The organism is Pseudomonas sp. NFPP24 (assembly GCF_900112095.1).
GTDB lineage: Bacteria > Pseudomonadota > Gammaproteobacteria > Pseudomonadales > Pseudomonadaceae > Aquipseudomonas > Aquipseudomonas extremorientalis.
Map to the genome: position 1 here is coordinate 213,707 of NZ_FOKD01000008.1, position 25,147 is coordinate 238,853.

The 25,147-nt window shown below is 56.3% G+C and carries 19 protein-coding genes; 8 read left to right on the forward strand and 11 right to left on the reverse strand.

The genetic code is table 11. From position 1 onward, the window contains the following. The first annotated feature begins 206 nt into the window (after positions 1–206). Positions 207–1,544 (forward strand): NADP-specific glutamate dehydrogenase, encoded by a 1,338-nt coding sequence (gene gdhA, locus BM026_RS19010; protein ID WP_093125875.1) that lies wholly within the window; start codon positions 207–209, stop codon positions 1,542–1,544. Here the strand turns inward: gdhA and BM026_RS19015 are convergent. The 4 genes from BM026_RS19015 to BM026_RS19030 all read right to left on the reverse strand — a co-directional run bounded on the left by BM026_RS19015 (position 1,541) and on the right by BM026_RS19030 (position 5,326). Next, on the reverse strand, positions 1,541–2,029 hold the full coding sequence (locus BM026_RS19015) for a GreA/GreB family elongation factor (RefSeq protein WP_093514373.1): 489 nt from the start codon (positions 2,027–2,029) through the stop codon (positions 1,541–1,543). The two genes, gdhA and BM026_RS19015, sit on opposite strands and share 4 nt — an antisense overlap. A 70-nt stretch (positions 2,030–2,099) precedes the next feature. After that, on the reverse strand, positions 2,100–2,456 hold the full coding sequence (locus BM026_RS19020; RefSeq protein WP_093529693.1) for a hypothetical protein: 357 nt from the start codon (positions 2,454–2,456) through the stop codon (positions 2,100–2,102). Between the two features lie 434 nt (positions 2,457–2,890). Further along, the gene (locus BM026_RS19025) at positions 2,891–4,744 is read right to left on the reverse strand and encodes an Lnb N-terminal periplasmic domain-containing protein (RefSeq protein ID WP_093514375.1); all 1,854 of its coding nucleotides are present in this window, start codon (positions 4,742–4,744) and stop codon (positions 2,891–2,893) included. A 93-nt stretch (positions 4,745–4,837) separates the two neighbouring features. Beyond that, complete coding sequence (locus BM026_RS19030; RefSeq protein WP_015885974.1) at positions 4,838–5,326, reverse strand: DUF3015 domain-containing protein; 489 nt, start codon at positions 5,324–5,326, stop codon at positions 4,838–4,840. Positions 5,327–5,593: 267 nt separating this feature from the next. Here BM026_RS19030 and BM026_RS19035 point away from each other — a divergent pair, with 267 nt between their 5' ends. Together BM026_RS19035 and BM026_RS19040 are read left to right on the forward strand one after the other, a co-directional pair. After that, positions 5,594–8,032, forward strand: coding sequence for a Lon protease family protein (locus tag BM026_RS19035; RefSeq protein WP_092248319.1), 2,439 nt, complete (start codon positions 5,594–5,596; stop codon positions 8,030–8,032). Positions 8,033–8,285: 253 nt separating this feature from the next. Next, positions 8,286–8,594: a PA4575 family protein gene (locus BM026_RS19040; protein WP_058427690.1), complete on the forward strand. Its 309-nt coding sequence runs from the start codon at positions 8,286–8,288 to the stop codon at positions 8,592–8,594. 3 nt (positions 8,595–8,597) lie between these two features. Here the strand turns inward: BM026_RS19040 and BM026_RS19045 are convergent, their stop codons facing one another. After that, complete coding sequence (locus tag BM026_RS19045; protein WP_093514376.1) at positions 8,598–10,421, reverse strand: hypothetical protein; 1,824 nt, start codon at positions 10,419–10,421, stop codon at positions 8,598–8,600. Positions 10,422–10,587: 166 nt separating this feature from the next. On the opposite strand from BM026_RS19045, the gene BM026_RS19050 reads away from it, so the two are divergent. Continuing rightward, positions 10,588–11,076, forward strand: coding sequence for a TIGR00645 family protein (locus tag BM026_RS19050; protein WP_093514377.1), 489 nt, complete (start codon positions 10,588–10,590; stop codon positions 11,074–11,076). A gap of 15 nt (positions 11,077–11,091) precedes the next feature. On the opposite strand, the gene BM026_RS19055 is transcribed toward BM026_RS19050, so the two are convergent. The 4 genes from BM026_RS19055 to BM026_RS19070 all read right to left on the reverse strand — a co-directional run bounded on the left by BM026_RS19055 (position 11,092) and on the right by BM026_RS19070 (position 15,436). Then, complete coding sequence (locus BM026_RS19055) at positions 11,092–12,525, reverse strand: ArnT family glycosyltransferase (protein ID WP_093529695.1); 1,434 nt, start codon at positions 12,523–12,525, stop codon at positions 11,092–11,094. A 116-nt stretch (positions 12,526–12,641) separates the two neighbouring features. Next, the gene (locus BM026_RS19060) at positions 12,642–13,667 is read right to left on the reverse strand and encodes a hypothetical protein (protein ID WP_093529697.1); all 1,026 of its coding nucleotides are present in this window, start codon (positions 13,665–13,667) and stop codon (positions 12,642–12,644) included. Positions 13,668–13,779: 112 nt separating this feature from the next. After that, on the reverse strand, positions 13,780–14,031 hold the full coding sequence (locus BM026_RS19065; RefSeq protein ID WP_093125900.1) for a DUF6124 family protein: 252 nt from the start codon (positions 14,029–14,031) through the stop codon (positions 13,780–13,782). 529 nt (positions 14,032–14,560) lie between these two features. After that, positions 14,561–15,436, reverse strand: a complete 876-nt coding sequence (locus BM026_RS19070; protein ID WP_093529699.1) for a hypothetical protein — start codon at positions 15,434–15,436, stop codon at positions 14,561–14,563. Between the two features lie 569 nt (positions 15,437–16,005). On the opposite strand from BM026_RS19070, the gene BM026_RS19075 reads away from it, so the two are divergent. After that, entirely contained in the window at positions 16,006–16,194 is a 189-nt protein-coding gene (locus BM026_RS19075; protein ID WP_093529701.1) for an AlpA family transcriptional regulator, read from the forward strand. Between the two features lie 365 nt (positions 16,195–16,559). Continuing rightward, positions 16,560–17,522, forward strand: coding sequence for a YagK/YfjJ domain-containing protein (locus BM026_RS19080; protein ID WP_093529703.1), 963 nt, complete (start codon positions 16,560–16,562; stop codon positions 17,520–17,522). A 274-nt stretch (positions 17,523–17,796) separates the two neighbouring features. Here the strand turns inward: BM026_RS19080 and BM026_RS19085 are convergent, their stop codons facing one another. Both BM026_RS19085 and BM026_RS19090 read right to left on the reverse strand, forming a co-directional pair. Beyond that, the gene (locus BM026_RS19085; RefSeq protein WP_093529705.1) at positions 17,797–21,111 is read right to left on the reverse strand and encodes an ATP-dependent helicase; all 3,315 of its coding nucleotides are present in this window, start codon (positions 21,109–21,111) and stop codon (positions 17,797–17,799) included. Positions 21,112–21,117: 6 nt separating this feature from the next. Then, positions 21,118–22,197: a hypothetical protein gene (locus BM026_RS19090; RefSeq protein ID WP_139217561.1), complete on the reverse strand. Its 1,080-nt coding sequence runs from the start codon at positions 22,195–22,197 to the stop codon at positions 21,118–21,120. Between the two features lie 74 nt (positions 22,198–22,271). Between BM026_RS19090 and BM026_RS19095 the strand changes: the two genes are divergently transcribed. Then, positions 22,272–23,300, forward strand: coding sequence for a Fe(II)-2OG oxygenase family protein (locus BM026_RS19095; protein WP_093529769.1), 1,029 nt, complete (start codon positions 22,272–22,274; stop codon positions 23,298–23,300). A gap of 257 nt (positions 23,301–23,557) precedes the next feature. Then, the gene (locus BM026_RS19100) at positions 23,558–25,144 is read left to right on the forward strand and encodes a site-specific DNA-methyltransferase (protein WP_093529709.1); all 1,587 of its coding nucleotides are present in this window, start codon (positions 23,558–23,560) and stop codon (positions 25,142–25,144) included. The last annotated feature ends 3 nt before the right edge of the window (positions 25,145–25,147 follow it).

The window sequence follows — 25,147 nt, forward strand, 5'->3', positions numbered from 1 at the left end:
CGTTTTTTTGCCTGGAATTTGATGGTGCGTGCGGTTTGATTTGAATCCCTGAAAGGGTGCATAAAAGCCCCTGAAACTGGATACATTTATATAAAACGCACCATTTAAATTCACAAAGGCGACATTTTGCCCTGTTGCAGTGCGGAATGAATTGATAAAGTCCGGCTCAATCTCCGTTAACAACTAAAAATTTGCCGAGACTTTTCATGATCGAATCCGTCGAATCCTTCCTTGCCCGCCTCAAGAAACGCGACCCTGACCAACCGGAATTCCACCAGGCCGTAGAAGAAGTCCTACGCAGCCTGTGGCCGTTTCTTGAAGCCAACCCCCACTACCTGACCTCAGGCATCCTGGAGCGCATCTGCGAGCCGGAACGCGCGATTACCTTCCGGGTGTCGTGGGTGGATGATCATGGCAAGGTCCAGGTCAATCGCGGTTTCCGTATCCAGATGAACAGCGCCATCGGCCCTTACAAAGGCGGCTTGCGCTTCCACCCGTCGGTCAACCTGGGCGTGCTGAAATTCCTCGCCTTCGAGCAGACCTTCAAGAATTCCCTGACGTCGCTGCCCATGGGCGGCGGCAAAGGCGGCTCGGACTTTGATCCAAAAGGTAAGAGCGACGCCGAAGTCATGCGCTTCTGCCAGGCCTTCATGAGCGAGTTGTATCGCCATATCGGCGCGGATGTGGACGTGCCGGCCGGTGACATCGGCGTAGGTGCCCGTGAGATCGGCTTCCTGTTCGGCCAGTACAAGCGCCTGAGCAACCAGTTCACCTCGGTGCTGACCGGCAAGGGCATGACCTACGGCGGCAGCCTGATTCGCCCGGAAGCCACCGGTTTTGGCTGCGTGTACTTCGCCGAAGAAATGCTCAAGCGCAACAACCAGCGGGTTGAAGGCAAGCGCGTGGCGGTGTCCGGTTCCGGCAACGTGGCGCAATACGCGGCGCGCAAGGTCATGGACCTGGGTGGCAAAGTGATTTCCCTGTCCGACTCCGAAGGCACCCTGTACGCGGAAAGCGGTTTGACCGAGGAGCAATGGTCGGCCCTGCTGGAGCTGAAAAACGTGCAGCGCGGGCGCATCAGCGAACTGGCTTCGCGTTATGGCTTGGAATTCCGCGCCGGTAAAACCCCTTGGGAACTGGCCTGCGATATTGCACTGCCCTGCGCTACGCAGAACGAACTCGACGCCGAGGCCGCCCGCACTCTACTGCGCAACGGCTGCATCTGCGTGGCCGAAGGCGCCAACATGCCGACCACCCTGGAGGCTGTGGATATCTTTATCGAGGCCGGCATTCTGTTCGCCCCGGGCAAGGCGTCCAATGCCGGTGGCGTGGCGGTGAGTGGCCTGGAAATGTCACAGAACGCCATGCGCCTGCTGTGGACCGCCGGTGAGGTGGACAGCAAGCTGCACAACATCATGCAGTCGATCCACCATGCCTGCGTGCACTACGGCGAAGAAAACGGCCGCATCAACTACGTCAAAGGCGCGAACATCGCAGGTTTTGTCAAAGTTGCCGACGCGATGCTGGCCCAAGGCATCGTCTAGGCCTCGGGCTCGACCCGCAGCACTTCGATCAACTGATCGCCGACGGGGCGTTGCCACAACACCTCGTCGCCGACCTGGGCGCCCAGCAAGGCGCGGCCCAGGGGCGAGCCCCAGTTGATCAAGCCTGCGCCGGCATCGGCCTGGTCTTCACCGACCAACTGAATGCGTTGCTGTTCGTCCAGCTCATTGGCGAAGGTCACCCAACTGCCGATCTGCACCTTGTCGGTGGACGTCGCCGGTGCCACCACTTGGGCGCTTTGCACCCGTTGGTTGAAGTAACGCAAATCCCGCTCAAGATCCGCCTGGCGCTGTTTATCGCCTTTGGCGGATTCCAGGCCATATTCGTGCTGCAACTGCGCAACCTTGGCCTGCAACTGCGCCAGCCCTTGCGCGGTGAGGCGGTTGGGTTGCTCGCTGACCTGGCGCTCCACCGGCTGGTCGGCCTGGGCAGCGGCGTTGTCCTCGTTTACAAAAGCTCGGCTCATCACGTTCTCCCTCAATGGAGTTTGGGCCATGATCGCCGCGCATTAGTTTCGATGGATGTCTGAAAGCGACCTACTGCGAACGATAGGCCCGGGCGGCGTCGCGGTCCTTCTCGTGCTGCCAAACGCGTTCGCGGTCATCCCAGTGATTGTCCTTGTAGTCGCGCAGCTCTTCGTTCTCGCGCATGGCCTTGCACTGGCGAAAGCCATCTTCCCAGCCCTCGGCGTATTCACGGACCTTGAGATAACGCGGCACGTTCTTGCGGAACTCCCCGCTGATCACCCCGGCCGCCTGGCGACCGCTGCTGCAACCGTCATCAAAACCATCGGCAAACGCCGGTGGGTAACCCTTGGCCAACAACTCTTGATGGGTCGACTGGCAACCCGCCAACACCACCAATGCACACAGCATTACCGCACACCGCCACATGGCGTACTCCCTGGCCGTTTCACGGCTGATAGGGGAAGTCTAGTCAGGGGTTTGTTGGGGCGGTGTGAAAGGATGGTGAGAAAGGTGTTGGGCTAAAGGGCCATCGCCGTAACCCTCGGCGAAAACGAAAAATTGCTTCTGTGGCGAGCGGGCTTGCCCCGCGTTGGGCTGCGCAGCAGCCCCAATAAAGAGCTGCGCGGTATGCCCGGTACTCCTTAGTTGACTGTTTGGGGGCTGCTGCGCAGCCCAACGCGGGGCAAGCCCGCTCGCCACAAAGTGATCTCGGTGCGACCTTTTAGTCGTGATAAACCACTGTTTTTTTCAGTTGAATGGACTCAGTGACATCAGGGCAGAGCAGTGTATTTGAGTCTATGAGAAACAAATGTGGGAGGAGGCAAGCCCCCTCCCACATATTGATCTCGGCCAGGCTTTAGTCAGTAGTGATACCACTTCACTTCAAGCATCACTTCATTCACTGGGGTCGATAGGTGGCTGTACTCGCGCTGGGCGCTCAAACGCAGGCCGAGGTTGCGCGACAATTCCCACTGTTGATTCAGGCTGATACTGCGGCGCACTTCGCCATTGGTGAAAAAGTCACCCTTGGCTTCCAGGCTCAGGTTGCCCAGTGGGTTCTTCCACAGCACGCCGGTGTTGAACCCGGCCGCCGGGGAGATGGCTTCGCTGAAGTCGTTGTTGTGCTCCACGCGCACGGTGCCGAGGGCGAAGCCGAGCATGTCGTCACTCAACTGCCAGGTGCCGCCGGCGCCGCCGTTGACGTGGGCGACCAGGGTTTCGTCGTCGTGTTTGCCGGGCACGCGTTCAAGACCGCCAGTGACTTGCCAGGACCACGGCTGCAACAGGGCGTTGCGTGGGGTCAGGGAGCGGATGGTGGCCAGGTCCAGTTGCTGCAGCTGCCAGTGGTTGCCTTCGTACTGGCGCAGTTTCATTTGCAGGATTTCGATCTGTGCGCCGAGGGGGAAACCTTCAGCGTTGTCGTTGAGGTCGTGGTAGGCCATGCGCAGGCCGTATTCGCCGAAGGCCTTGTCGCCCCGGGTGCCGATGCCGGCTTGCCAGGTGCGCGATTCGTGGCCGTTTTCCGGCAGGCCGGGCGGTGTGATCTTGAGGTCGGGCGCCGGGTTCTGGTTGATCGCGCGCAGCAGTTCGAAGCTGCGTTGGGAGCGGACGGTGTCGCGTTCCAGGCCGTTGGCGCGGTAGCGGCCGAGGCGGTAGGCGGCGTCGATGATCAGGGCCTGGCGGTCGCGGGGCAGGGCTTTGAAGGCCGGTTCCTGCAATTGCTGCTGGTCATCGCTGACCTTCAACACCCATTGCTGTTCGTCGCTGTCCAGCGGCTTGGCGCGTTCCAACAGCTCGCGCTCACGGGACGGGCGGTAGTCGATCCTTTCCACCAGGCCCGCATCTTTCACGGCCTTGACCGTATCGGTCGGGATGGCGGTCAGTGGAAACTGTTCGGTCAGGCGCAGGCCGGGGCGGGCCACTTGCAGCAGTTCGAGCAGGCGATAGGAGCAGTTTTCGTCGAAAAAGAAGTAATCGAACTGGATCTGCTTGAGCTCCCACACGTGCTCGACCATGCGCTCGGTCTCGACCTGGGTGAGGTTGAGGCGGTATTCCCACAGGTCGCGGTTCTCAAGGCTACGGTATTCGGAGAGTTTTTCCTGGTAGGGCACCAGGGCGAACAGGCCGGGATAACCACCCATCAGGCCTTTCCAGGCATAGAGGATGCTGTTGTCGGAGCCTTCGATATAGGCACCGAAGTTGATCGCGTAGCTGAGCAGGGCGGTGTTGTTGCTTTGCACGTCGGCCTGGTCGATGCGCAGCAGGGTGTGGCCGAACATCGACGACGGGCTGTTGAGGTAAGCCGCCGGGAAGATCATCACCGCGCTGTGAGGGGCGACGTCCTTGAACCATTGCTTGAATTCCGTGCAGTCCACGGCGGGCAGGTCAGTGAGGTGCAACTGATCCTTGAGCCAGCGGGTACGTGCGGGGTAAACGCATTGGGCGTGTTTTTCACCCAGGCTGGCCGGCGCGTAGAGCGCGTCAACGGTGGCCTTGAGTTCGGCGTCCGGGTGGTGGGCGCCATCGGCTGCGAGGAAGAATTTCTTGTCGCTGACATAACTGCGCCAGCCACTGATTTTGCCGGCTTCATAATGGCCGAGGGACAGCCAGAACGGATCGTTGGCCAATTGCTGCAAACGTTGATCATCAAGATGCGGTGCCGCGTACAGCGGGGCGCAGGCGAAGAGTGCCGTCCAGGCAAAGCGTTTGAGCATAGGGGCAACTTAAGTCGGAATTAAGAGAGACCCAAAGGGGAGGCGGGCCCAAAAATAAAACCCGCGCCTTAAGCAGGCGCGGGCTGGACGAGCTTAAGCCTGGGTAGCGTATTTCGCCAGACGGGCATCGCTTTTCAGTACAGCAATGGTGTTGTTGTGCACGTCGTCAGCGGTCACGTCAGCCTTGCTGAAGATCTGCTGGAAGTGCTCGTGGGTCACGGCCGCGAAGTGTTCGCGATCTTCCGGGGCCACGCCCAGTACCACGGCGTAGGTGGTCAGCGCTTCGCCATTACCCTTGGCCATGTCTTCGGACAGCTCGTTCATCATGCCATTCATGGCAATCCACGATTTGCCGCCGTAAGTCAGGGCGCTGTTGGTGCTGCAACCGTTGGTGCCCGAGGTCATGCCGAACGTGGCGTTACCCGAAGTACCGTTAGTGGTGGAAGCCAGGAAGTGAGCTGGAGTGCCGCGCTGGCCTTCGAACAACATGTTGCCCCAACCGCAGTTCGGGCCACCTGGTGCTTCTGCCATTGCATTGAGGGAGACGACGGTGAAGAGAGTACCGAGAAGGATCCGTTTCATAGCTTTGTTCTCTTTGTGTGCAAACCAATGGACAAGGGTTCAGGCGCATCGCGGCGCCCTAGGGGCCAGTTATTAGTCCAACCCGCGCAGTTTGGAGTTTAGGCACGTTCCAAGGGTTCCGTGCATTTTTCTAAAACATTCGATGATGACCCGATATTTTTACAGGGCGCGTCCCGTGTCTATGCTTTCCCACAGGCGCGCCTTGCCAGAGCGCGTAACCGGGAGCCAGAATGCCGTCATCTGCCCCGCCTGATGTAAGGAAGCCCGATGCCTGATCCTGTTGCTGCCAGCTTGCGTCTAGCGCCCGAAGCGCTGACTCGCCCTTTCTCCGCTGAACAGTTCAGCTTCTCGACCACCAATGATTTGGAGCCCTTTCGCGGTGTGCTTGGCCAGGAACGTGCGGTTGAAGCGTTGCAGTTCGGTGTGGCCATGCCACGCCCCGGTTACAACGTGTTTGTCATGGGCGAGCCCGGGACCGGTCGCTTTTCGTTCGTCAAACGCTACCTTAAGGCCGAAGGCAAGCGCCTGCAGACCCCGTCGGACTGGGTCTATGTGAATAATTTCGATGAGCCTCGCGAGCCGCGTGCCCTTGAATTACCGGGCGGCGGTGCGGCGGCGTTCATCAACGACATCAACGGTCTGGTCGACAACCTTGTCGCCACCTTCCCGGCAGTCTTCGAGCACCCGACTTATCAACAGCGCAAGAGCGCGATCGACCGCGCCTTCAACCAGCGCTACGACAAGGCCCTGGACGTGATCGAACGCCTGGCCCTGGAAAAGGACGTGGCGTTGTACCGCGACAGCTCCAACATTGCCTTCACGCCGATGCTCGACGGCAAGGCGCTGGACGAGGCCGAGTTCTCGCAGCTGCCGGAAGCTGATCGCGAGCGCTTCCACACGGATATTTCCGAGCTGGAAGAGCGCCTCAACGAAGAGCTGGCCAGCCTGCCGCAGTGGAAGCGTGAGTCGAACAACCAACTGCGCCAGTTCAACGAAGAAACCATCACCCTGGCCCTGCAGCCTCTGCTTGCGCCATTGTCGGAAAAGTACGCGGAAAACGCAGGCGTCTGCGGCTACCTGCAAGCCATGCAGGTGTACTTGCTCAAGACCGTGGTCGAGCAATTGGTGGACGATGCCAAGACCGACGCCCAGGCGCGCAAGCTGCTCGAAGAGCAGTACTGCCCAAGCCTGGTGGTGGGCCATCCGGTCAACGGTGGCGCGCCGGTGGTGTTTGAGCCGCACCCGACCTACGACAACCTGTTCGGCCGCATCGAGTACAGCACCGACCAGGGCGCGCTCTACACCACCTATCGCCAGCTGCGCCCGGGCGCCTTGCACCGTGCCAACGGCGGCTTCCTGATTCTCGAAGCCGAAAAAATGCTCGGCGAGCCGTTCGTCTGGGACGCCCTCAAGCGCTCCCTGCAATCGCGCAAGCTGAAGATGGAATCGCCGCTGGGCGAACTGGGCCGCCTGGCCACCGTGACCCTCAACCCGCAGATGATCCCGTTGCAGGTCAAGGTGATCATCATTGGTTCGCGCCAGTTGTACTACGCGTTGCAGGACGCCGATCCGGACTTCCAGGAGATGTTCCGCGTACTGGTGGACTTCGACGAAGACATCCCGATGGTCGACGAAAGCCTGGAGCAGTTCGCCCAATTGCTGAAAACCCGCACGTCGGAAGAAGGCATGGCACCGCTGACCTCGGATGCGGTGGCGCGGTTGGCCACCTACAGCGCCAGGCTGGCGGAGCACCAGGGGCGCTTGTCGGCGCGTATCGGGGATTTGTTCCAGCTGGTCAGCGAGGCGGATTTCATTCGCCATCTGGCAGGCGACGAGATGACCGATGCCGGGCATATCGAACGCGCACTCAAGGCCAAGGCCACGCGTACCGGGCGGGTGTCCGCGCGGATTCTCGACGACATGCTCGCCGGGGTGATCCTGATCGACACCGCCGGTGCGGCGGTGGGCAAGTGCAACGGGCTGACGGTGCTGGAGGTGGGCGATTCGGCATTCGGTGTGCCGGCGCGGATTTCCGCCACGGTGTACCCGGGCGGCAGCGGTATTGTCGACATCGAGCGTGAGGTCAACCTCGGCCAGCCGATCCACTCCAAGGGCGTGATGATCCTCACCGGTTACCTGGGCAGCCGTTACGCTCAGGAATTCCCGCTGGCGATCTCGGCGAGTATCGCGCTGGAGCAGTCCTACGGTTATGTGGACGGCGACAGTGCCTCCCTGGGTGAGGCGTGCACCTTGATCTCGGCCTTGTCGAAAACCCCGCTCAAGCAGTGCTTCGCCATCACCGGCTCCATCAACCAGTTTGGTGAAGTGCAGGCGGTGGGCGGGGTCAACGAGAAGATCGAAGGGTTCTTCCGCCTCTGCGAAGCGCGTGGCCTGACCGGTGAACAGGGCGCGATCATTCCCCAGGCCAACGTCGCTACGCTGATGCTGGATGAGAAGGTGCTGCAGGCCGTGCGTGCCGGGCAGTTCCATATCTATGCGGTGCGCCAGGCGGACGAGGCGTTGAGCCTGTTGGTGGGCGAGGATGCCGGTGAGCCGGATGCCGAAGGGCAGTTTCCGGAAGGCACGGTGAATGCGCGTGTGGTAGAGCGGTTGCGCGCGATTGCCGAGATGATCAGCGAGGAAGACCTGAAGGAAGCGGAGAAGGAGTTGGCGCAGGAAGCGTTGGCGGAAGCCAAGCCCATCTGATGGCGACGTGAATTGTGGCGAGCGGGCTCGCCACAACTAGCACCATAGCCACAACAATCCCCTCACCACATGACGGGTAAAACCGTCATGAATTTGGCGCGACTGTAGGACCAACGCCCGTTGGTCCCTACAACCTTGGTTTGTCGTGGTTTTCTTCTATTCTGTGCTCAAGGGATATCCACAGGAGTCGCGGGATAGAAACAGCCTCGCGCCCAGGCGCAGGTTGAACACCGATCTACCGAGGGTCGCCGCCATGCCGCGCAACCTTTGCCTTACCCGCCAGTGCTTTGGCCTGGTCACCCGTATCGAATGTTCCATTCGCCCTCTTGCGGGGGATAACGGGATGTGGACCTTGTTGTTTGCCGCCGGAATGACCGGTGAACAGCCGTCCACCATCAAGTCTCAAGGCCCGTTCCCCGGGCCCTTCGTCGCGGAAAACATGCTTGAGTCCATCGTCGACAGCCTGACCCAGCACGGCTACGAGAAGGCGGGTGACCCGCAGATCTGGTGCCTGCACATGCAGGCCCATCTGCGACAGCTCAATGGTGACACCCAGCACTGACCGCTATTTGCTCTCGGGTTTGTCCAACTTGACCTCGAAGCCATATTGCACGGTGCTCAGGTCGGTGCGCTGGTAGCTTTCCAGGGTGGTCGGCCGGCCGTAGAAGTAATGCACGTCAAACAGTGCCGTGCCGTACTCCTCGGCGCGGTGGCTGACGCCGAGGATTTCCTTGAGGTAGTTGCCGCTGGCGTCCTTGGCGTAGAAGCGCCAGCTGTCGGCGGGGAAGGCCTTCTGGTCGACGATCAGCGCGTTGTCCTTGAGCGACAGCCCCTTGGGCAGCTTGGCCACGTCGATCTCGGCTTTGTCGATGGTCGCCAGGAACAGCGGAATCGAGCCCACCACATACGCCGGGTTTTCCGGGAACAGGTTCAGGTCGTAGGTGAGGGTGCCGCGTGCCGGGTTCAGTTCAAACGCCTCGGCCGGCAGTTCGATCGGCTCGCCACGTTCGCCTTTTTCGTCGGCGGTGAAGAAGGTCACCGGTGATTCGCTGCTGTTGCGCTCGCTGCCCACCAGGTCGTCATTGAAGGTGAACGGGTGGTCGAACACGATGTGCGCGGCGCTGGCGTCTTCAACCGACTGGCTGATGGTGACGCTGTTTTTCAGCTGGTCCTCGGTCATGCCCGCGTCTTTGAGCCAGCTGGCGGCGCCGTCGTCATACACGGTGACCGGCATCGGCAGGGCCTGGACGGTGTTCTGCAGGCTGTTCTTGTCGAAGCGCATCACGGGCAGGTCGAGGTCTTTGCGCGTGCGCGTGGCGGTGGAAAAATCCAGTACGTTGACCTGCAGGTTGTCGATCACGCCATTGAAATACACCTTGGCGTAATGGCTGCTCTGTTTGTGTTCGAAAGCTTTTTGTTCCTCGGTGAGCTGTTTTTCGAACGCCTCCGACCAGGCTTTCTGCTTTTGCATCTCGGCCAGTTGTTTTTCGTAGAACGCCACCTGGGCGCTGCTTTCGTTGATCGAGCCCGACCGGGTGAGGAACTGCCCGGTGCTGTCCCGCGCCTGCACCAGCAGCGGGTTGGGCGATTCGTCACCGACTTCAGGCGCCAGCGGTTGGCTGTTGGTCAGCTCGATCTCGGCGTAGTTTTTTTCCAGGAGCAACAGGTTGAGGGTGATGTTGCCCTCGGTGCGCTTGTGGCCTACATCTTTTTTCGACAGATCAAAGGTCAACACCTTGCCCGGCGCGACCACTTCCACTGTGCCCTTGAGGCTGACGGGCTGTGGCTGGCTCTTGTTTTCCGTCTCGATGCCGTCGATGAACGGGTAGGTCACCGTCAGGTCGTCGGGGTTGGTCAGGTTGGAGCTGCTGGGGCTCAGCTGGATGCCCGGATCGGTTTCCGACCATTCCGGCTGGAAGGGGATGACCTTGTTGTTGCTCAGGGTCACCGACTGCCATTCCAGGCCGTGGGGGAAGGGGAACTGGTCAGGCATGTTGAAGTTGAACGGGAACACCGGCTGCAAGTCGGTCAGGTAGTCGGAATGGGAGCTCTTGCGCAGCACAAACAGGCCATTGATGTAGGTGTTCACCAACGCCTGGGGCGTGGGGTAGTGCTTGAGCAGGGCCAGGGAGTCCTCGCCGTACTCGGCTTCGATGGGCTTGCTGGCGAGTTTGACCCGCGCCCGCTCCAGTAACAGCAGCGAACCGCCCAGGTCGGCGACGGCGTCACGCAGCTTGGGGTCCTGGATGCTGTCCAGGGAGTGTTCGAACTTTGCGGTTTTCTCTTCGAGGGTGGTCTGCTTCTGCTCGTCACTGGGGGAGCAGCCGCCAGCCAGCAGCAATGCCGCGCACAGGCCGATACTGGCCAAAGGGGATCGCACATCCATCATCTGAGTTTTTCCTGTCCGACGTCATCGAGCCGAGTTGTTATTGGGCTCGACACTAGCAGAAAAATTCTCTTACAGATGCCGCACAGGTCAGTTTTCTCGTGGTTACAGCTGTCTTGTAGCGGCTGGTATACTCGCCGCCATTTCTAGCCAAGCTGTGTGAGATCCAATGGAACGCTTTATCGAAAATACTATGTACGCCTCACGCTGGCTGCTGGCGCCTATCTATCTGGGGCTTTCCCTGGGCCTGCTGATCCTGGCGCTGAAGTTCTTCCAGGAAATCATCCACGTCCTGCCCAATGTGTTTTCCATGCTGGAAGCTGATGTGATCCTGCTGCTGCTGTCGTTGATCGACATGGCCCTGGTCGGCGGCTTGCTGGTGATGGTGATGATTTCCGGCTACGAGAACTTCGTCTCGCAGCTGGATATCGATGACAACAAAGAGAAACTCAACTGGCTGGGCACCATGGACTCTTCGTCGCTGAAGATGAAAGTGGCGGCGTCCATCGTGGCGATTTCGTCCATCCACTTGCTGCGCATCTTCATGGACGCCAAGAACGTCGATCCGCAGCACCTGATGTGGTACGTGATCATCCACATGACCTTCGTGGTCTCGGCGTTTGCCATGGGTTACCTGGACAAGGTCACCAAACACTGATGCCCCGCGCCGGCCTTACTGCTCCACGAAGTAGTAAGGCTGGCGGTTGATCGACATCTGCTTGATCACCTTCACCGGGGTGGCCAGGTCGTTGGTATGGTCCAGCAACGCAATGTTGCCGGGCTTGGCGCCGAGGTAGTTGTGCAGCTCGGCCTCGGTCTTCAGGATCGGCAAGTAGGCCTGCAGATAGAACACGCTGGCCCCGGCGATGCGTTCGTTGGGCTGGAACAGCACCACCTCCCTGCTTTCATCTTTAAACGCCTGAACCTGGCTGATCACCGGGACGAACGACTGGCGCACATCGGCCTTGGGCGCAAACCAGAACGCTGCAATCAGATAGCAGCCCACGGCCAGGGTGAACACGCCGCCCACGAGGGTTCTGTGATGTGTGTAGAGCGCAGGTTTGCGGGTTTTCAGCCACGCCAGCAGCACCCGTGCATATTCCGCGGCCAGTACGGCGGCGGCCGGGGCCAGTGCCATCAGGTACACCGTGCGTTTGCTCGAGGCCAGGGTCAACAGGGTGAACTGCGCTACCAGCCAGACGCTGAAGAACAGGTGGTAGCGGTTGCGCACCAGGCTTTTGCGGAAATGCCACAGGCCCAGGTACACCAGGATATTCCACGGCAGGAACGCCTCGGGCAGCTTGGCGATGTAGTAGTAGAACGGCTCGTAATGGCCTGCCTCGACAAACGAACCGCTGAAACGGCCGACGCTGTTGGTCAGCAGCACTTCGGCCACCGCTTGCATGCCGCCACGCTGGAACAGGAAGCCCAGCCAGATCACCAATGGCACCAGCGCCAGCAAGGTGAACAGCGCGGGCTTGAGCCAGTCGCCAAGGCGCAGGCGCTTGTCCATGAGGCTGGTGCTGACCAGATATACAAAAATCACAATGCCCGGCATCGCCAGGCCCAGCACGCCTTTGCTGAGGGTGGCAATCACCATCCCTGCGGTAAACAGTGCCCATGCGCCTGTGCTTGACCCTTCACGATCGGGCCGCACGGCCTGGTAAAACCCCAGCAGTGCGGCGGTCACGCCGAGGGTGAGCAGCGAATCCTCACCCACACCGCGCGCATTGCTCCAGTAACTGGCCATGGTCGCCAGGATCAGCGCGGCGCTGAAGGCCAGCGTCTGCGGCCGGCCGAACTTGCGCAGCATGGTGTAAAGCAGCATTACGCTGAACAACCCAGCAAACGCCGAAGCCAGGCGCACTGCCCAGGTGGTGCCGCCAAACAGGCGAATCGCCCCGGCATCGATCCACAGGCTCAAGGGTGGTTTTTCCAGGAACGGTTCACGAAACAACTGGGGCACCACCCAGTTATTGTCCAGGTGCATCGCCATGGCGATCCCGGCCACGCGGGCTTCGGTGGAGCCTTGAAGCTCGTGGTTACCCAGGGCAAAGAAGAACAACAGACCAGCAAGCAGGAACAGCAGGGGAGCGGGACGCGTCATGGAGTGTGGCTACCAGGGCAGGAGGACCGTCCGGGGGAACGGTCATTGCAATGGGCTAGTATCCGTCGGCGTTTCTGAATATTTCGTGAACGAATGTGGGTTTTTTGTAAGGTCGGTCACGGCGCCATCAGGCTGGGCAGTGCGGCTCTACCTGCCGGGCTCAGCACCGGCTCCAGTTGCTCCCAGGTAAAACTCAGTTCGTTATCACAGCCATCACCCTGGGCGGGCGTCGACAGTTGCAGGCCCTGGGTGTTGAAGCTCAAGTCGAACGAGGAATAACTGGTCACGGCCGGGCAGCCTTCGTCGGTGGTGGTCTGCTTGGCCAGCCAACTGCTGAAAGCGGCCGGCAACTTGACCTGGCCCGAGTAGGGCGTGTCCCATTGCTCATGGCCGCCCAACCACGTCCAGGGGTCGATCTTTTCACCGGTTTGCAGGTTCCAACTGTGCAGGCCCCAACTGATGCCCCCGCGTCCGTAGCCCGCCGACCAGCGATAGAACCGCACGGTGATCCAGTGCGATGACCAGTAGAACGGTTCCACCGCGATCTCACTGGTGGTGGTACCGCCGCTTTGGTCCAGTGAGTTGCGCCGCTCCCTGTAGAAATCGGCCTGCCCGTCCGGGTTGATGGCCATGCGCGCGAGCTCTCGGTTGATCTTGTCGATGGCCGCACCGTCGCCTTCAAGTTTCAGGATGACCTGGCCTCCTTGGGTCTTCACTTGATAGGCGTGTTCGGCGAAGGTTTTCCGTTCGACCTTTACCGCGGGTGGCACGGCTTCAAGCGCATTGTTATAGGCATCGCTGGCGCAACCGTCCGTGTCCCTGCGTTTCAGCACCAACGCCAGGCTTTTACCCTCGAGGGATTTGCTCCAGGTACCCGTCAACGTATCGCCTTGGGGATCATCCAACTGCCAGAACCCGGTTTGCCCTTCTTCAACCCACGGCTCACTGGCGTTGACCTGAGTGAGCTGAATGGGCGTCAGGATGCGTTGGTAGTAGTAACTGCCATTGGCGCCGTGGGCACCGTTGAAACACACGGTGATCGCGGATTTACCCAAGGTGCCTGTCCAGACACCGGCCAGGTCGGCGGCGGTGGCAAGCAGAGGAGCGCAGGCAAGGATGAGAACGGCGAGAGGCTTGAACACGGGTATCGGACTTCCGGATGTCTGATAGAGGAGAGCAGGGTAATCGCAAGTGTGGCGGGATTCCAGACGCACAACAAAAGGCCGAGTCGCTGAACGCGTCTCGGCCTTTTGGTTACTGGAATGTTTGTGTGTCTTGGGTGAGCACCAGCACGCGCTCGACCAACAACTCGCCCAGCACGATCAGTTGCTGGGTGGCCAGCAGCTTGTGACGGTGGACGCCTTCGAGTTCGAAAGCCAGGTCGGTGGTCATGGCGTTGAGAGAGGCGAGGGTTTCGCTGGCTTGGATCAGCAGGGTTTCGGGGGAGATGTCTGGGGCGAGGGTGAAGAGGGTTGTGGAGGGGGGATTGGGGGTGATCTTTTTCATGGCTGAAACTCCTTGATTGATGGAGTCGCCAGACATCGCTGCTAAACGAAACGGGTGGCGACTGTGCGCGGGTTAGCAGACCAGGAATCAAGGAACCCGGCGCACCCGAAAGTGCCCCACGCACAGCCGCCATAATACGCACCAGCGGATGCTGACAGCATCGCTGGAACGGATGGTGGCTTTGCAGGCCTTGATAGTAAACGAGCTGCTAAACCCGGTCGCTGATTTTGCAGCGACTGGGGGAGGCTATCTGCGTGGTAGGCGTTGCACCAGTTCATCAATGGCTCGATATCTTGAAGGAAAATTCTGAGGGTTCATTTTGTCGAGCTTTCCAAACCCCAGAAACGACAAAACCCGCACTGGGCGGGTTCGGTTGATTCTGACGTGGTGGGCCGGGGTAATCTGAACTGGTTTCTCAACTTATTGAATTATAAAGAAATTTACGATTTGATTTTTCTCTTGGAATACTAATTGGAATACCGATTTAAGAAAATTGGCGAAATGCGAGGATCTCCGTTTTCCTCAGTGGTTATGAAAACGACGGATTTTCGATTTTGGCCAGACACTTCCCTGCTTCCGCTTCTGCTGTGATTAAAAGTTCTAGTATTTGTGCTCGTTTCAGACCGTGCTTTTCTGTTAGCTGGTCCAGCTGTAGGATGACTTTTTTCGACAGCATGACATTGCACTGCTTCTTGTCCGCTGCACGCTCATCGAACTGCTTGCGATTCCATCGGTTCTTGATTTTCTGAACGATGACTTTCCGTTCATTGCGACCATGAGCAGCTTTATCGAAGTATATGAGCAGTTCATTATAGTTGCCGATAGCTAGACGTCCCCTGAAAATAGACTTGTCGTTCTTTTCTAGCCATTCCCAGGCACACCTGCATCGCTTGGTGCCATCTTTCCTATCCTCAAACCACTCAAAGTCACGGTCTTGCGCCCGGTGTTCTAACCAATCAACGCGTAGGTGATCGATTTCGTCCACTTTCCTCGCGATATCGATATCCCATAGGTCAAGCATGGCGGTAAGAAGATTTTTTCCGGTGAGGTGGACTAGGCCCCGAGGCAATCCGTGAGGAGGCCTTAAATCGGTGATGGCTTCAATGCGGTTAAGGAGCCATAGAAATTGTCTCTCTTGCCCGTCAATCCATTGGAGATATTGGTTTGGAACCAAGAATCTGTCTTTCTCCGAGTTGATCCTTTGTAAAAGGGTGGTTCTTCTTCGCAGAAAACGGGCGAGCGTTTCTCTCATCGTACTGCCGTTGCAAGTGGCGGTATCGAACTCGGCTTCGTTGTATTGATACAGCCAGAGCCATAGCCAAATGTCGCTGCGGTGGTCGCGGCGAGGGTCTTGGAGCAGACGACTCAGTTCGTCGACCTCGTCGTCTTCAACGCGGATAGCCATTCGTTATCTCCTTTAAAGTGAAGAAACTCCTAAATTCATCGCCATCACGGCTCGATGACCAATCTCATTCTAATCTGGATCTATGGAAATTCTATAAGTTTTCTATTTGAATTCTATGAAAATTCTATATCGATTCTAGGAATTATAATTCTTAAAAAAGCCAGATATATAGGCATTTTTAGGCGTTTTTTTGCATTTCAGAACCTAAATTTACGCCGTTTTTCTTGGTTTCTGCAGCTTACTGAGGTTTTAGGGTTCGGTGGTGCAAGACTGCATGCGTCTGTGGCGTATGGAGGCGATCAGCCGGCTAGATCGATCGTGGCATGGAATCTTTCGTTTTTTGCGCCTGCTTGATAGGTGAAGGCGAGCGTCTACGTCTGGAAAAACGGAGGTCTATCACTTCAGATGGGTAAGGATGAAAGTTCGGAGTGACGGCCACCTATTAGGTATTCGCGCTAACACCCGTATGTGAGTGACCAAGATTCAAGCAACACTGATGGTCCGCAGGCACGGTGCGTTTTTTATTACTGATCCTGCCAATCCTCTGAACGAACAGAGGAGCCCCGTTCATGAAGATCATTCGCCTGAAAGACGTCATCGACTCAACCGGTCTGGGTCGCTCTACCATCTATAAGTACATCGCCGAAGAAGCCTTCCCAAAGCCGGTTTCACTGGGAGAACGCAGCGTTGGTTGGGTTGAGGGTGAGATACAAGATTGGATTCTGGCCAGGGTTGAGGCGCGCGACCTGGCCGAATGAGTTGCGTGAAAGTGTTGCACTACTGACATAAACGCCATGACTGGCAGTGAGCCAGTCATGGCGTTTATGCCGGATGGTGAGCAGGCGGTTCTCAGCTAACTCCCCCATGGGGCTGCTTGGTCGATCTCCTGCCTAGCTTGGCAATAGTTTTCTGATTGGTCCGTCTGGAGCGGGAACGTTCACCAGTGACAGAGCTGTATCTAGTTATATAGCTTCTAGGTATTCAAAAAGTAGTCATCAGGGCATCAGCAATCAGTAAGCAATCAACCATTGATCCCTTCATCATGACTTACCTAGAAGTAGGTCATCAGTTAAAAAATGCACAGACGGTATCTGGTATAGGAATAACCACCAGGTACACGGCCATGACCATCAGCAACGCCTATACACGCCTATCTCAATCCGATATCGCTATCCAAATTGAGCGACTCGTTAAGGCAGTCGAAGAACACGATATTCCAGCATTTCGATTCAAAGGCACACGCTCAGGTCACGAGCAAATAATGCCGACCAGGCTTTCCCGGTATTTCGATGGCGTCCAGCAAATGATCGACTTGTTTGATGATCGCTGCCAACACCGTTACAGCGAGCACCTGCAAGCGTTCTGGAAAGCCTGTCAGCATGTTGGACTGGAGCGCAGCGCTGCCGGGCCTGTCTGCCTGAATGTAGAGAGAGCGGACTATCTAGATCATCATCGCAGCATGAACCTGCTGGTCATGAAGATCCGTCAGTTGACTCGGGAGCAATGGTATCGGCGTAAGAGTAGTGACCGTCGCTATCAGTCCAGGGATCAAGAAAGTAGGGTCACTGAATACACGGACTCCGTGCTGGACCGTTACGCTCGCACTGTCGTAGTCAGGGTAAATCTGTATTACCACAAGCTTTCTCAAGTTAGGCAGCGTGTTGAGCAGGTATTCGATGATCTGGACCGGTTCGTCGCCGAGCGTGAACGCAATCCGATCTTTGACTATGAGACCGGCTACATCTGCGCGGTGGAGCAGGGAGAGGATCGTGGCTATCACATCCATGCAGCGTTCTTCTTCAACGGTGCTCAGGTGTGGAAGGATATCTACAAGGCTCAGCAGATTGGTAAATTGTGGGAGTGTGTCACGCAGGGACAGGGCTATTTCGACAGCTGTAATCAGGACAAAAGCAGGTACGGGGAAGGGCTGGGAATCGGCGTTATCCATCGCAACGACCGGGAGATCCGTTCACATGTCCACTACGCGATGCATTACTTGGTCAAGGATGATCAACAACTGCGCCTTAGGCCCATAGGCGCTCGGTGCTTGCGGTTGGGCCAGCAGAGACGTCTTAGCCGACGCTGATAGGCAATGCGTTGGCGTAGTATGTTTTACGCTGACTTGTAGGCGGCGTTATTTTTGAGAATTGGCACTATTTTGTTGGGTTTTTTGGTTGGTGGTAATTCTGCCTCCTCATTTGTCCCCCCATATTGCGAAGGCGTGGCGTCTTTCGACAAAAAACTAGTCACTTGCAATCGGCTACTTCGGTTGTAGTGATTGAGAAAGATATTGCAGATATTTACTCTGCAGCAAGGCCACACCTTCGGCGTTTGAAAAAATCCCAGCTCGTGGGTTAGATTCAGGGCACTTTCGAGCACATACTTAAATACGCACAACGGTCGCAGTGAGCTCCAGGGATGGCAGAACGATCACCATTGGCGAAGCGCTCTGCCGCTTTATAGCTACTTGTTGCACTCGCCATTTTGCTTGGTTCGACTTCTGATGACTTGTCTGTCAGCAAGGAGTATACGGTCAGAATTGGCCGCCTCGCCCCATTGATACTCAGTAGCATCGGGCGAGCGGAGTTGGCGGTGTACGAAGCGCCACTTCCGGCACGAATCCAGTGAAGCTTTGCATTGGCTCCGAAGCCTTCCTCAAGCATCCATGGGAGTTCAATCCTGATTCCCTGTAATTCTGAAACCAATCCCTCGACGTAGGTGCCAGTTGATTGTTTGCCCAGGAGCAGCCCCCTCTTGCATGCGATAATTGCATCGCGCTGTAGGGCTGGGTCATCATTCTTGTCTGGTAGCTTGTGAGCAGCCCAAGCTTCCTTAAATGCCTCACCCGGTATTGCTCCATCTTTGAAGACGGCTCGGAGCGTGTCCATCACTGCCCCACGTGCACGAATTGAAATATCGATGTCTTGTTCAGCCGTGAGGCTTAACTCATGCCGATAGTGATATTGAAGAGGGCAACGTGCGTAGGACTCAAACCCTTGGTGAGTAATCACGGGCATGGTAGTGCCGGGGCGCGAAAAGGCTGTCCTCCCAGATGAGACCGCCGATGGTTGTGGGATGCCGGTAAGCTTTAGAAACCTAGCCGAGGCATGCTGCAAAGGCGGCGGCCGATCACGTGAATCTTTGTGTTCGTACAGGTATAGCCGATCACGTGCCCGGGACAGCGCAACATAAAAAAGGTTATTACGCTCAACAGCCTCTTCAAAGGCATGCTCTGCAGCTGTGCTACCGAGCACCTCTGGAGGTATTAGCTCCTGGACGCGTGGATCGTGATTGAAAGGAGGGTTTGGCCCAAAGGACTCTTTGTCCACGTAACCCAGGTGCACAGCCGGAAATTCGAGCCCTTTGCTTGCGTGTACCGTAATGACCCGCACAGCATCCATCACTGACGCTTCTGGTGGTAAGTCACGCTCACGCCCCGTCTCTCCAATTCGCCGACGAAGTTCTTCTCGTAGAAGGTACTTCGACAGTCGGGCTTGGGTGACATCGCCATCCCCGTTACGCACTGCATAAACAAACTGCCAAAGTGCTAGGCGGGCAGTCTGAGCCTTGATTGAGTTGTCCGAGAGCGGGGGGATTCCATAGCGGCGGTCAAACAGCAAGTCGCACACTAGATCCCAGGGATTTGAATGCCGACTGTGGTTTCTTAGGAGCCCTTTAAGATTGGCGTTGACGGTATCGCCTGCCGGGGACAATCCTGGAATGGATCGTCCTAACCAACGACCTCTTTGCAGCGCAACACCCTGATGAGTTATCTGATTCAGGAGCTCGAGATCTTGTTTTGGCATGGTGAGGAATGGATCGCCGGTCAAACCAATCAGTGCCCGTGGATGTCGATGGCAAAGAACCTGCATCAAGCAGATAAGGGTTTTGATTTCTGGTCGTTGATAAATATCTCCAATGTACAAAATCGGCACACCATTCTTCGCGAGATCATCCGCAAGGCGCGCGAGCTCAGATTTTCGTCTGCAGATAACAGCTTGATCTCGGTACGGCACTCCAAGGCCGTTCAGTTGATGAATTTGGTGTGCAACAGAAAGGTTGAGGGTGTGGGGGGTGGAGCAGGAAACAAGGATCGGGAGCTGTGCGCTAGATCCACGGGAAGCCGTCATCGCATCCAGTGGTAGGCTGGGCTGCAGTTGGTGAATTCGGCCTGACACGCTGAAGAGATCCAGGATTTCTTTTTTGCTGCGCCGGTTTATGTCCAGGGTGTATTTCCCGACAGTAGCGCCTGCGTTCTCTCCCCGAAAAGCCTGGTCAAATTTGATCAGACTTTTCACTGAGGCTCCTCGCCAGTGGTGTATGGCCTGCCGGATGTCACCAACTACCCAGAGTGATTTTGCTTTCCCCGCAAGCTGGCGAATTAGTTCGACCATTGCTTCCGTCACGTCCTGATATTCATCGACCAAGATATGCTCGTAATGATCAATAACCAGGGAAACCGACGCTCTGTCCGATTTGGCACGTAACGCGGGCTTGGCGATCAAATCGACGTAATCAACCATTTTCGCTGCTTCCAAGGCCTGCTCATGGGCCTCGTACAGCGCCGCGATATCGGCTTGTTGCAATGCGATGTCATTAGCTGGAGCGGGTAGAGCGCAGAGTCTTCTCCTGTAGAGGTCAGGTGTAACAAGCTCTTCTTTCAGTCTTTTTATATGGCTGATGACACTTGGTAGCCAATCATAAGGGTCTTGAAGACGCAGGTAATATTGAAGATTCACGCTTGGAAGGCGTCGAATCATCAGTTGCACCTCTTGAAGCAGATCGGCGACCCTTACGTCTGAGTCGAGTCCGAATGCATGGTGGTATTTACGCAAAAACTCCAGCCCAAAGGCATGGAAAGTGCCTGCCCAAATATCTGCCGAGCCTTGGACGCCCGAAGCCCTCAGTCGCTCAACCAGTTCATGGGCAGCTTTGTTGGTAAAAGTGAGCACCAGAATTTTGCTCGGCTCAACCCCCGAGTCGATCAGGTGTTTAACTCTGTGGACAAGGGTGGTTGTCTTGCCGGTGCCAGGACCTGCTACGACGTTCACAAATCGTTCTTGGGCTTTCGCAGCCGTCACTTGATCGGGGCTAGGCGCAAAAATCGGTTGTGGAGCGAGTGGCACCGTTTCGGGAAGTAATAGAGCATCGGCCAGCTGCAACCGGACAAGCTCAAGCGGAATAACTAATAGCTGGGCGATTTGGCGCGCCGTGTTGCCGTTTAGCCAGAGTTGCTTGGCCAGCAGACGGGGAAGCAGGAACTCCCGTGCAAAAACGTTTGCTTGTAGCTCCTGGCGTTCTCGGGTGCCATAGGCCTCTACTACCAGGCTCGCAGGTGTGCCTTGGGACGCCGTTAGTGACGACAGGTGTGTGATGCTGGTGGACGGTTTTTCGGCGTCCAGAAACCAATGCCCTAATTCGTGAGCCACGAGATAGGCATGTTCTTTTGCGTCCACGTCATTCCTGACATAGATGAATTGCTCATCGCGGTACAAGGCGGCGCTGCCATTACCCAAAATGGTATTGTCTGGGGGGACTTGTTCAATACACAGTGCGAGCACAGTTTCGAACTGCGTTAGCAGTTCAGTGCTTGTGGGTAGACCTGAGCCGCATACTGCAACCAACTGATATCGTGCCTGATGGGCTTGCAAGCGTGCTCGGTCAAAAGGGTTCAAGAGTCTTTAGTCCTTTAAGCTCAACAGTTGCGCTTCCTCAGTTGATGGTAGCGCGAGTTCTTTCACTGCAGCTTCCCACTGCATCGGCGTGGATTCAATCTGTGGTTTGCCATTCTCTGCTTTAAATGCAGGAATCGATCTGTTGCTGAAATTATCACGCATTGCCCCCTGCAGGGCCGACCTCGAATGACCCAGGGCGGTTGCTAGCCTATCTAGGATGATTCCAGGCGCTTCAACGCCACCTGAGAGTATTCGGCTGAGCAAAGAGCGTTGTTTCCCCAGTCCTACCTTCGCTGCGAGCGGGGTCACTTGAGGCCCTTTAATCAAAGCTAGCGTAGCCAATGCGGCAGTGAGTTCTGCAGCTGCCGAATGGGGCACCATCGCGTAATGGGGTACTAGCGCATTCGATAAACAAGCAGCCACCACCTGAGATGCCGACTTTTCATATTCTTTGGCGGTCAACTTGAGCTTAATGGCAAGCTTCTTGTCGATCCGTACCATCCATTGTTCGGTGGCATCACCGTCATAATCACGCGCCTTCTTTTCGTAGGTTTCCAAAAGCTTGGTAGGACTTATCGTCAACATCTCCTTTTCAAGAGACCGGAAACCTTCGAGCACAAGCTCGCGGGCGACCACGGCAACGGACTCGTTTCGCTGGACCGCAAGGTTGATTACGGTGGCATGAAGCGATTTTTTGCTCGTGACTCCAATGGTTTCTTGGCGGCTTTTTGTCAGCGAGCTCTTATGCAATGTCTCTTCCTGATGACGCATAATTTCCTCTGCTCCGTGCTTGCTGGGGGGCGATGTTCGCGTGGGCACTGCTGATTTTTGGTCAATGGTATCGGCGACTGGAGGAGCTCCCATTTTTCCAGGAAGCTCGATGATCAGATTTTTTATCGCTTCAAAAGCGTCTGGGCCATCTACCGCAAACTGATCTCCTGTCGGCAGTTGCACGGTGCATTGAATCCCGTCTGACGTAACCGCAAAGATGGCTGACGAGGAAAGCGATTCAAGATATGCCGCCCAATCTCTAAGATAATTTGCAGCGGATTTAGCATCTTGCTTGTTCAGGGCCTTGGTGCGCATGTCAGATTATGTGTATGGTTGGTTGCACGGTGCGTGTATATCAACTTTATATCACTGAGCTGGTAGGGACACAATTGATCGACGCTCATTTTTCTTATGCTGTTCGCAGCGCCGTAGCACAGTGGCGGCAAGGAATAACGCTGCTGGAGGCAGTACAGGAGCTTTCTCAGCCATATGAGCTCGGGCTACGCCTGCTCCCTGCCATAGATAAGGCTTTAGCCGAGCGAAATCTTACGCGCGCTGACTTGGTGGAGAGGGTGTGGACGACTGCTTTCATTCACTTGAAAGAAGTCTTTGATCCTGTTGAGTTACCCGAGACGCCCTTAGGCTTTTTTCCTGTGCCGATGGCCGAAGGAACCTTGATGGCTCGTACGACGGCTGTGGGTTGTTTGACAGCCATTGGTTTGCAGGCGGTTTCGTATGGCTCAGAGGAGAATGGCGAGCTTTTCGTCAACCTGGTGGTTATGCCTGGCGAAGGGCTGTTTGCCGAGAAGTCGCGTAAAGGAATGAAAGGACATACGGATGCTGTCAGTTTTCCTATTCGTGGGCAGGCCGATCCTGAAAATCCGAGAATTTCCCCCTCACCAGATTTCGTGTGTCTTTCTGGGCTTCGAAATCCTAGCGATGTTCATACCACAGTGATGCCTTTGGCGAGCGTTTTGGGCAAGCTTGATCCAGGCGTAATCGCGGCGTTGAAAGCTCCTCAGTTCCATGTTCGTTCGCAGAAAACGTTCAGGGCAGGTATGGAGGAAATCCTGGGAGATGAGTTGGTGCTGGAGTACGCAAGCCTGCTATTCGATGTGGGAGATCAGCACTGGATCAGATACAGCCACAACTGCATCCTAACGGACGATGAGGCTGGCGCTGCGAAGGAGGCGCTTGTTGCTTTTGAGGCCGCATGCGGTGCGAGTATCTCGGGCGCCGTGATCCGCCCGGGTGATATTCTTCTGGTCAATAACCGTATCGGCCTGCATGGGCGGTCAAGCGTCGGAGGCGAGCCAGGCGGCTGCTCGAGGTGGCTACTGCGTACTTACGGCCTTCAAACAGACGGGCTTCTAGAGAGTCAGCGGTATTCAGACGTTACCTATCGGTTGTATCCCTGATGAGAGCCTTATCGAATAAATCTAATTACACACTGCTCGTCTAAATCCAGCATGTGTCGTGATAGCCGCGCCGATTACGTCGTTGCGGCGTATGGTCATTAAATCTCTAGCCATCGCCTTAGCGTTGGCTCAGGAGGATTGCCCCAGACGGCGCTCGGGCAGCTCCATCCTCTACTTGCCTTGCCGTAACTCATGGTGTCAAATCACCGGCTGCCTTTGAAGGGCGGCTTTGTGAACATCAGGACAGGGCAAGCACCATGCCAACACTGCATTGGGTGGGGAAGGATCAAGTCCGAAACCATCATCGGGACGTACCCTACCGCGTGCTGCGCGACAATTACAAATTTGAAGCATCTCAACCTGCTCCGAAGAATAGCCACGAAAATCGCATTATCCAAGGCGACAATCTTGAGGCTCTGAAAAGTTTATTGCCCGAATTTGAGGGTAGGGTGAAATGTGTCTATATCGATCCCCCCTACAACACCGGGAATGAAGGCTGGGTCTATAACGACAATGTCAACGACCCCCGTATAAAGCGGTGGCTGGGGAAGGTTGTCGGAAAAGAAAATGAGGATATGAGCCGTCAAGATAAATGGCTCTGCATGATGTACCCCAGACTCAAATTGTTGCATCGCTTGCTTTCGGAGGACGGCTCAATTTGGGTTTCGATTGACGACAATGCCGTTGGAATACTCCGCCCCATACTCGATGAGATTTTCGGCGTAGGAAATTTTGTTACCTGTGTGATTTGGGAAAAAGCTGATTCACCACGGAACTCGGCTAACCAATTTTCAACAGACCATGACTACATTCTTGTTTATTCCAAACGCCCGAATTGGACTCCTGCTCGCCTAGCTCGAACCGCTGAGTCCGATTCAATTTATACAAACGATGATGACGATCCAAACGGTCCTTGGATTCCCGGCGATCCATTTGCGAACAAACCATATTCGAAGGGCTTATTTACGATCACTGGTCCCACTGGGCGTGAGTTCAGTCCTCCTCCCGGCAGATACTGGCGGGTTTCCGAAGAGCGCCTACGGGCTCTAGATGCGGAAGGGCGCGTCTGGTGGGGACCGAAAGGTGAAGCCCGACCGAGTATCAAGCGTTATTTGAATGAAGTTGGCGACCTCGTGCCTCGCACACTATGGAAGAAGGATGTAGGTAGTAACCGCACCTCCAAAAATGAGATGCGGGCGATTTTCTCGGATACATCCTCCTTTGATACGCCTAAGCCCAGTACGCTTATTGGACGAATTTTGGACATTGCGGCTGATGAAGACTCCATTGTTCTCGACTCTTTTGCAGGGTCGGGCACTACAGGGCATGCAGTGCTAAAAGCGAACGCCCAGGACGGAGGGGCTCGTCGTTTCGTCCTGATTGAGTTGATGGATTATGCCGAGTCGTTAACTGCAGAACGGATGAGGCGCGTTATTTCTGGTTACGGTGACGGAACAAAACAAGTGACTGGTCTAGGAGGCGGGTTCACCTTTCAGACTCTTGCCGAACCTCTTTTCGTGGAATACGGAAATTTAAACCCAGAAGCTGGCCTGGCTGCAATTCGAGACTATGTGGCCTGGCAGGAAGGGATTTATCAGAAGTTTCGTGCGGATTCTGAAGAGGCTAAGCACCGTTATTGGCTTGGGGAAGCAAACGGGTTGCGTGTCTTTTTCGCGTATGAAGCCGATTCCGTCACTACCCTTGACCTAGATCTGCTAGCAGAGCTCGTGCAAACCGTTGGTCCAGTGCTTGTTTATGCGGACCAATTGGCGCTAGGTGAAGATTTTATGAGACGGCATAGCATTGGTTTTAAGAAGATACCCCGTGATATCGCCAGACTCTGAGGA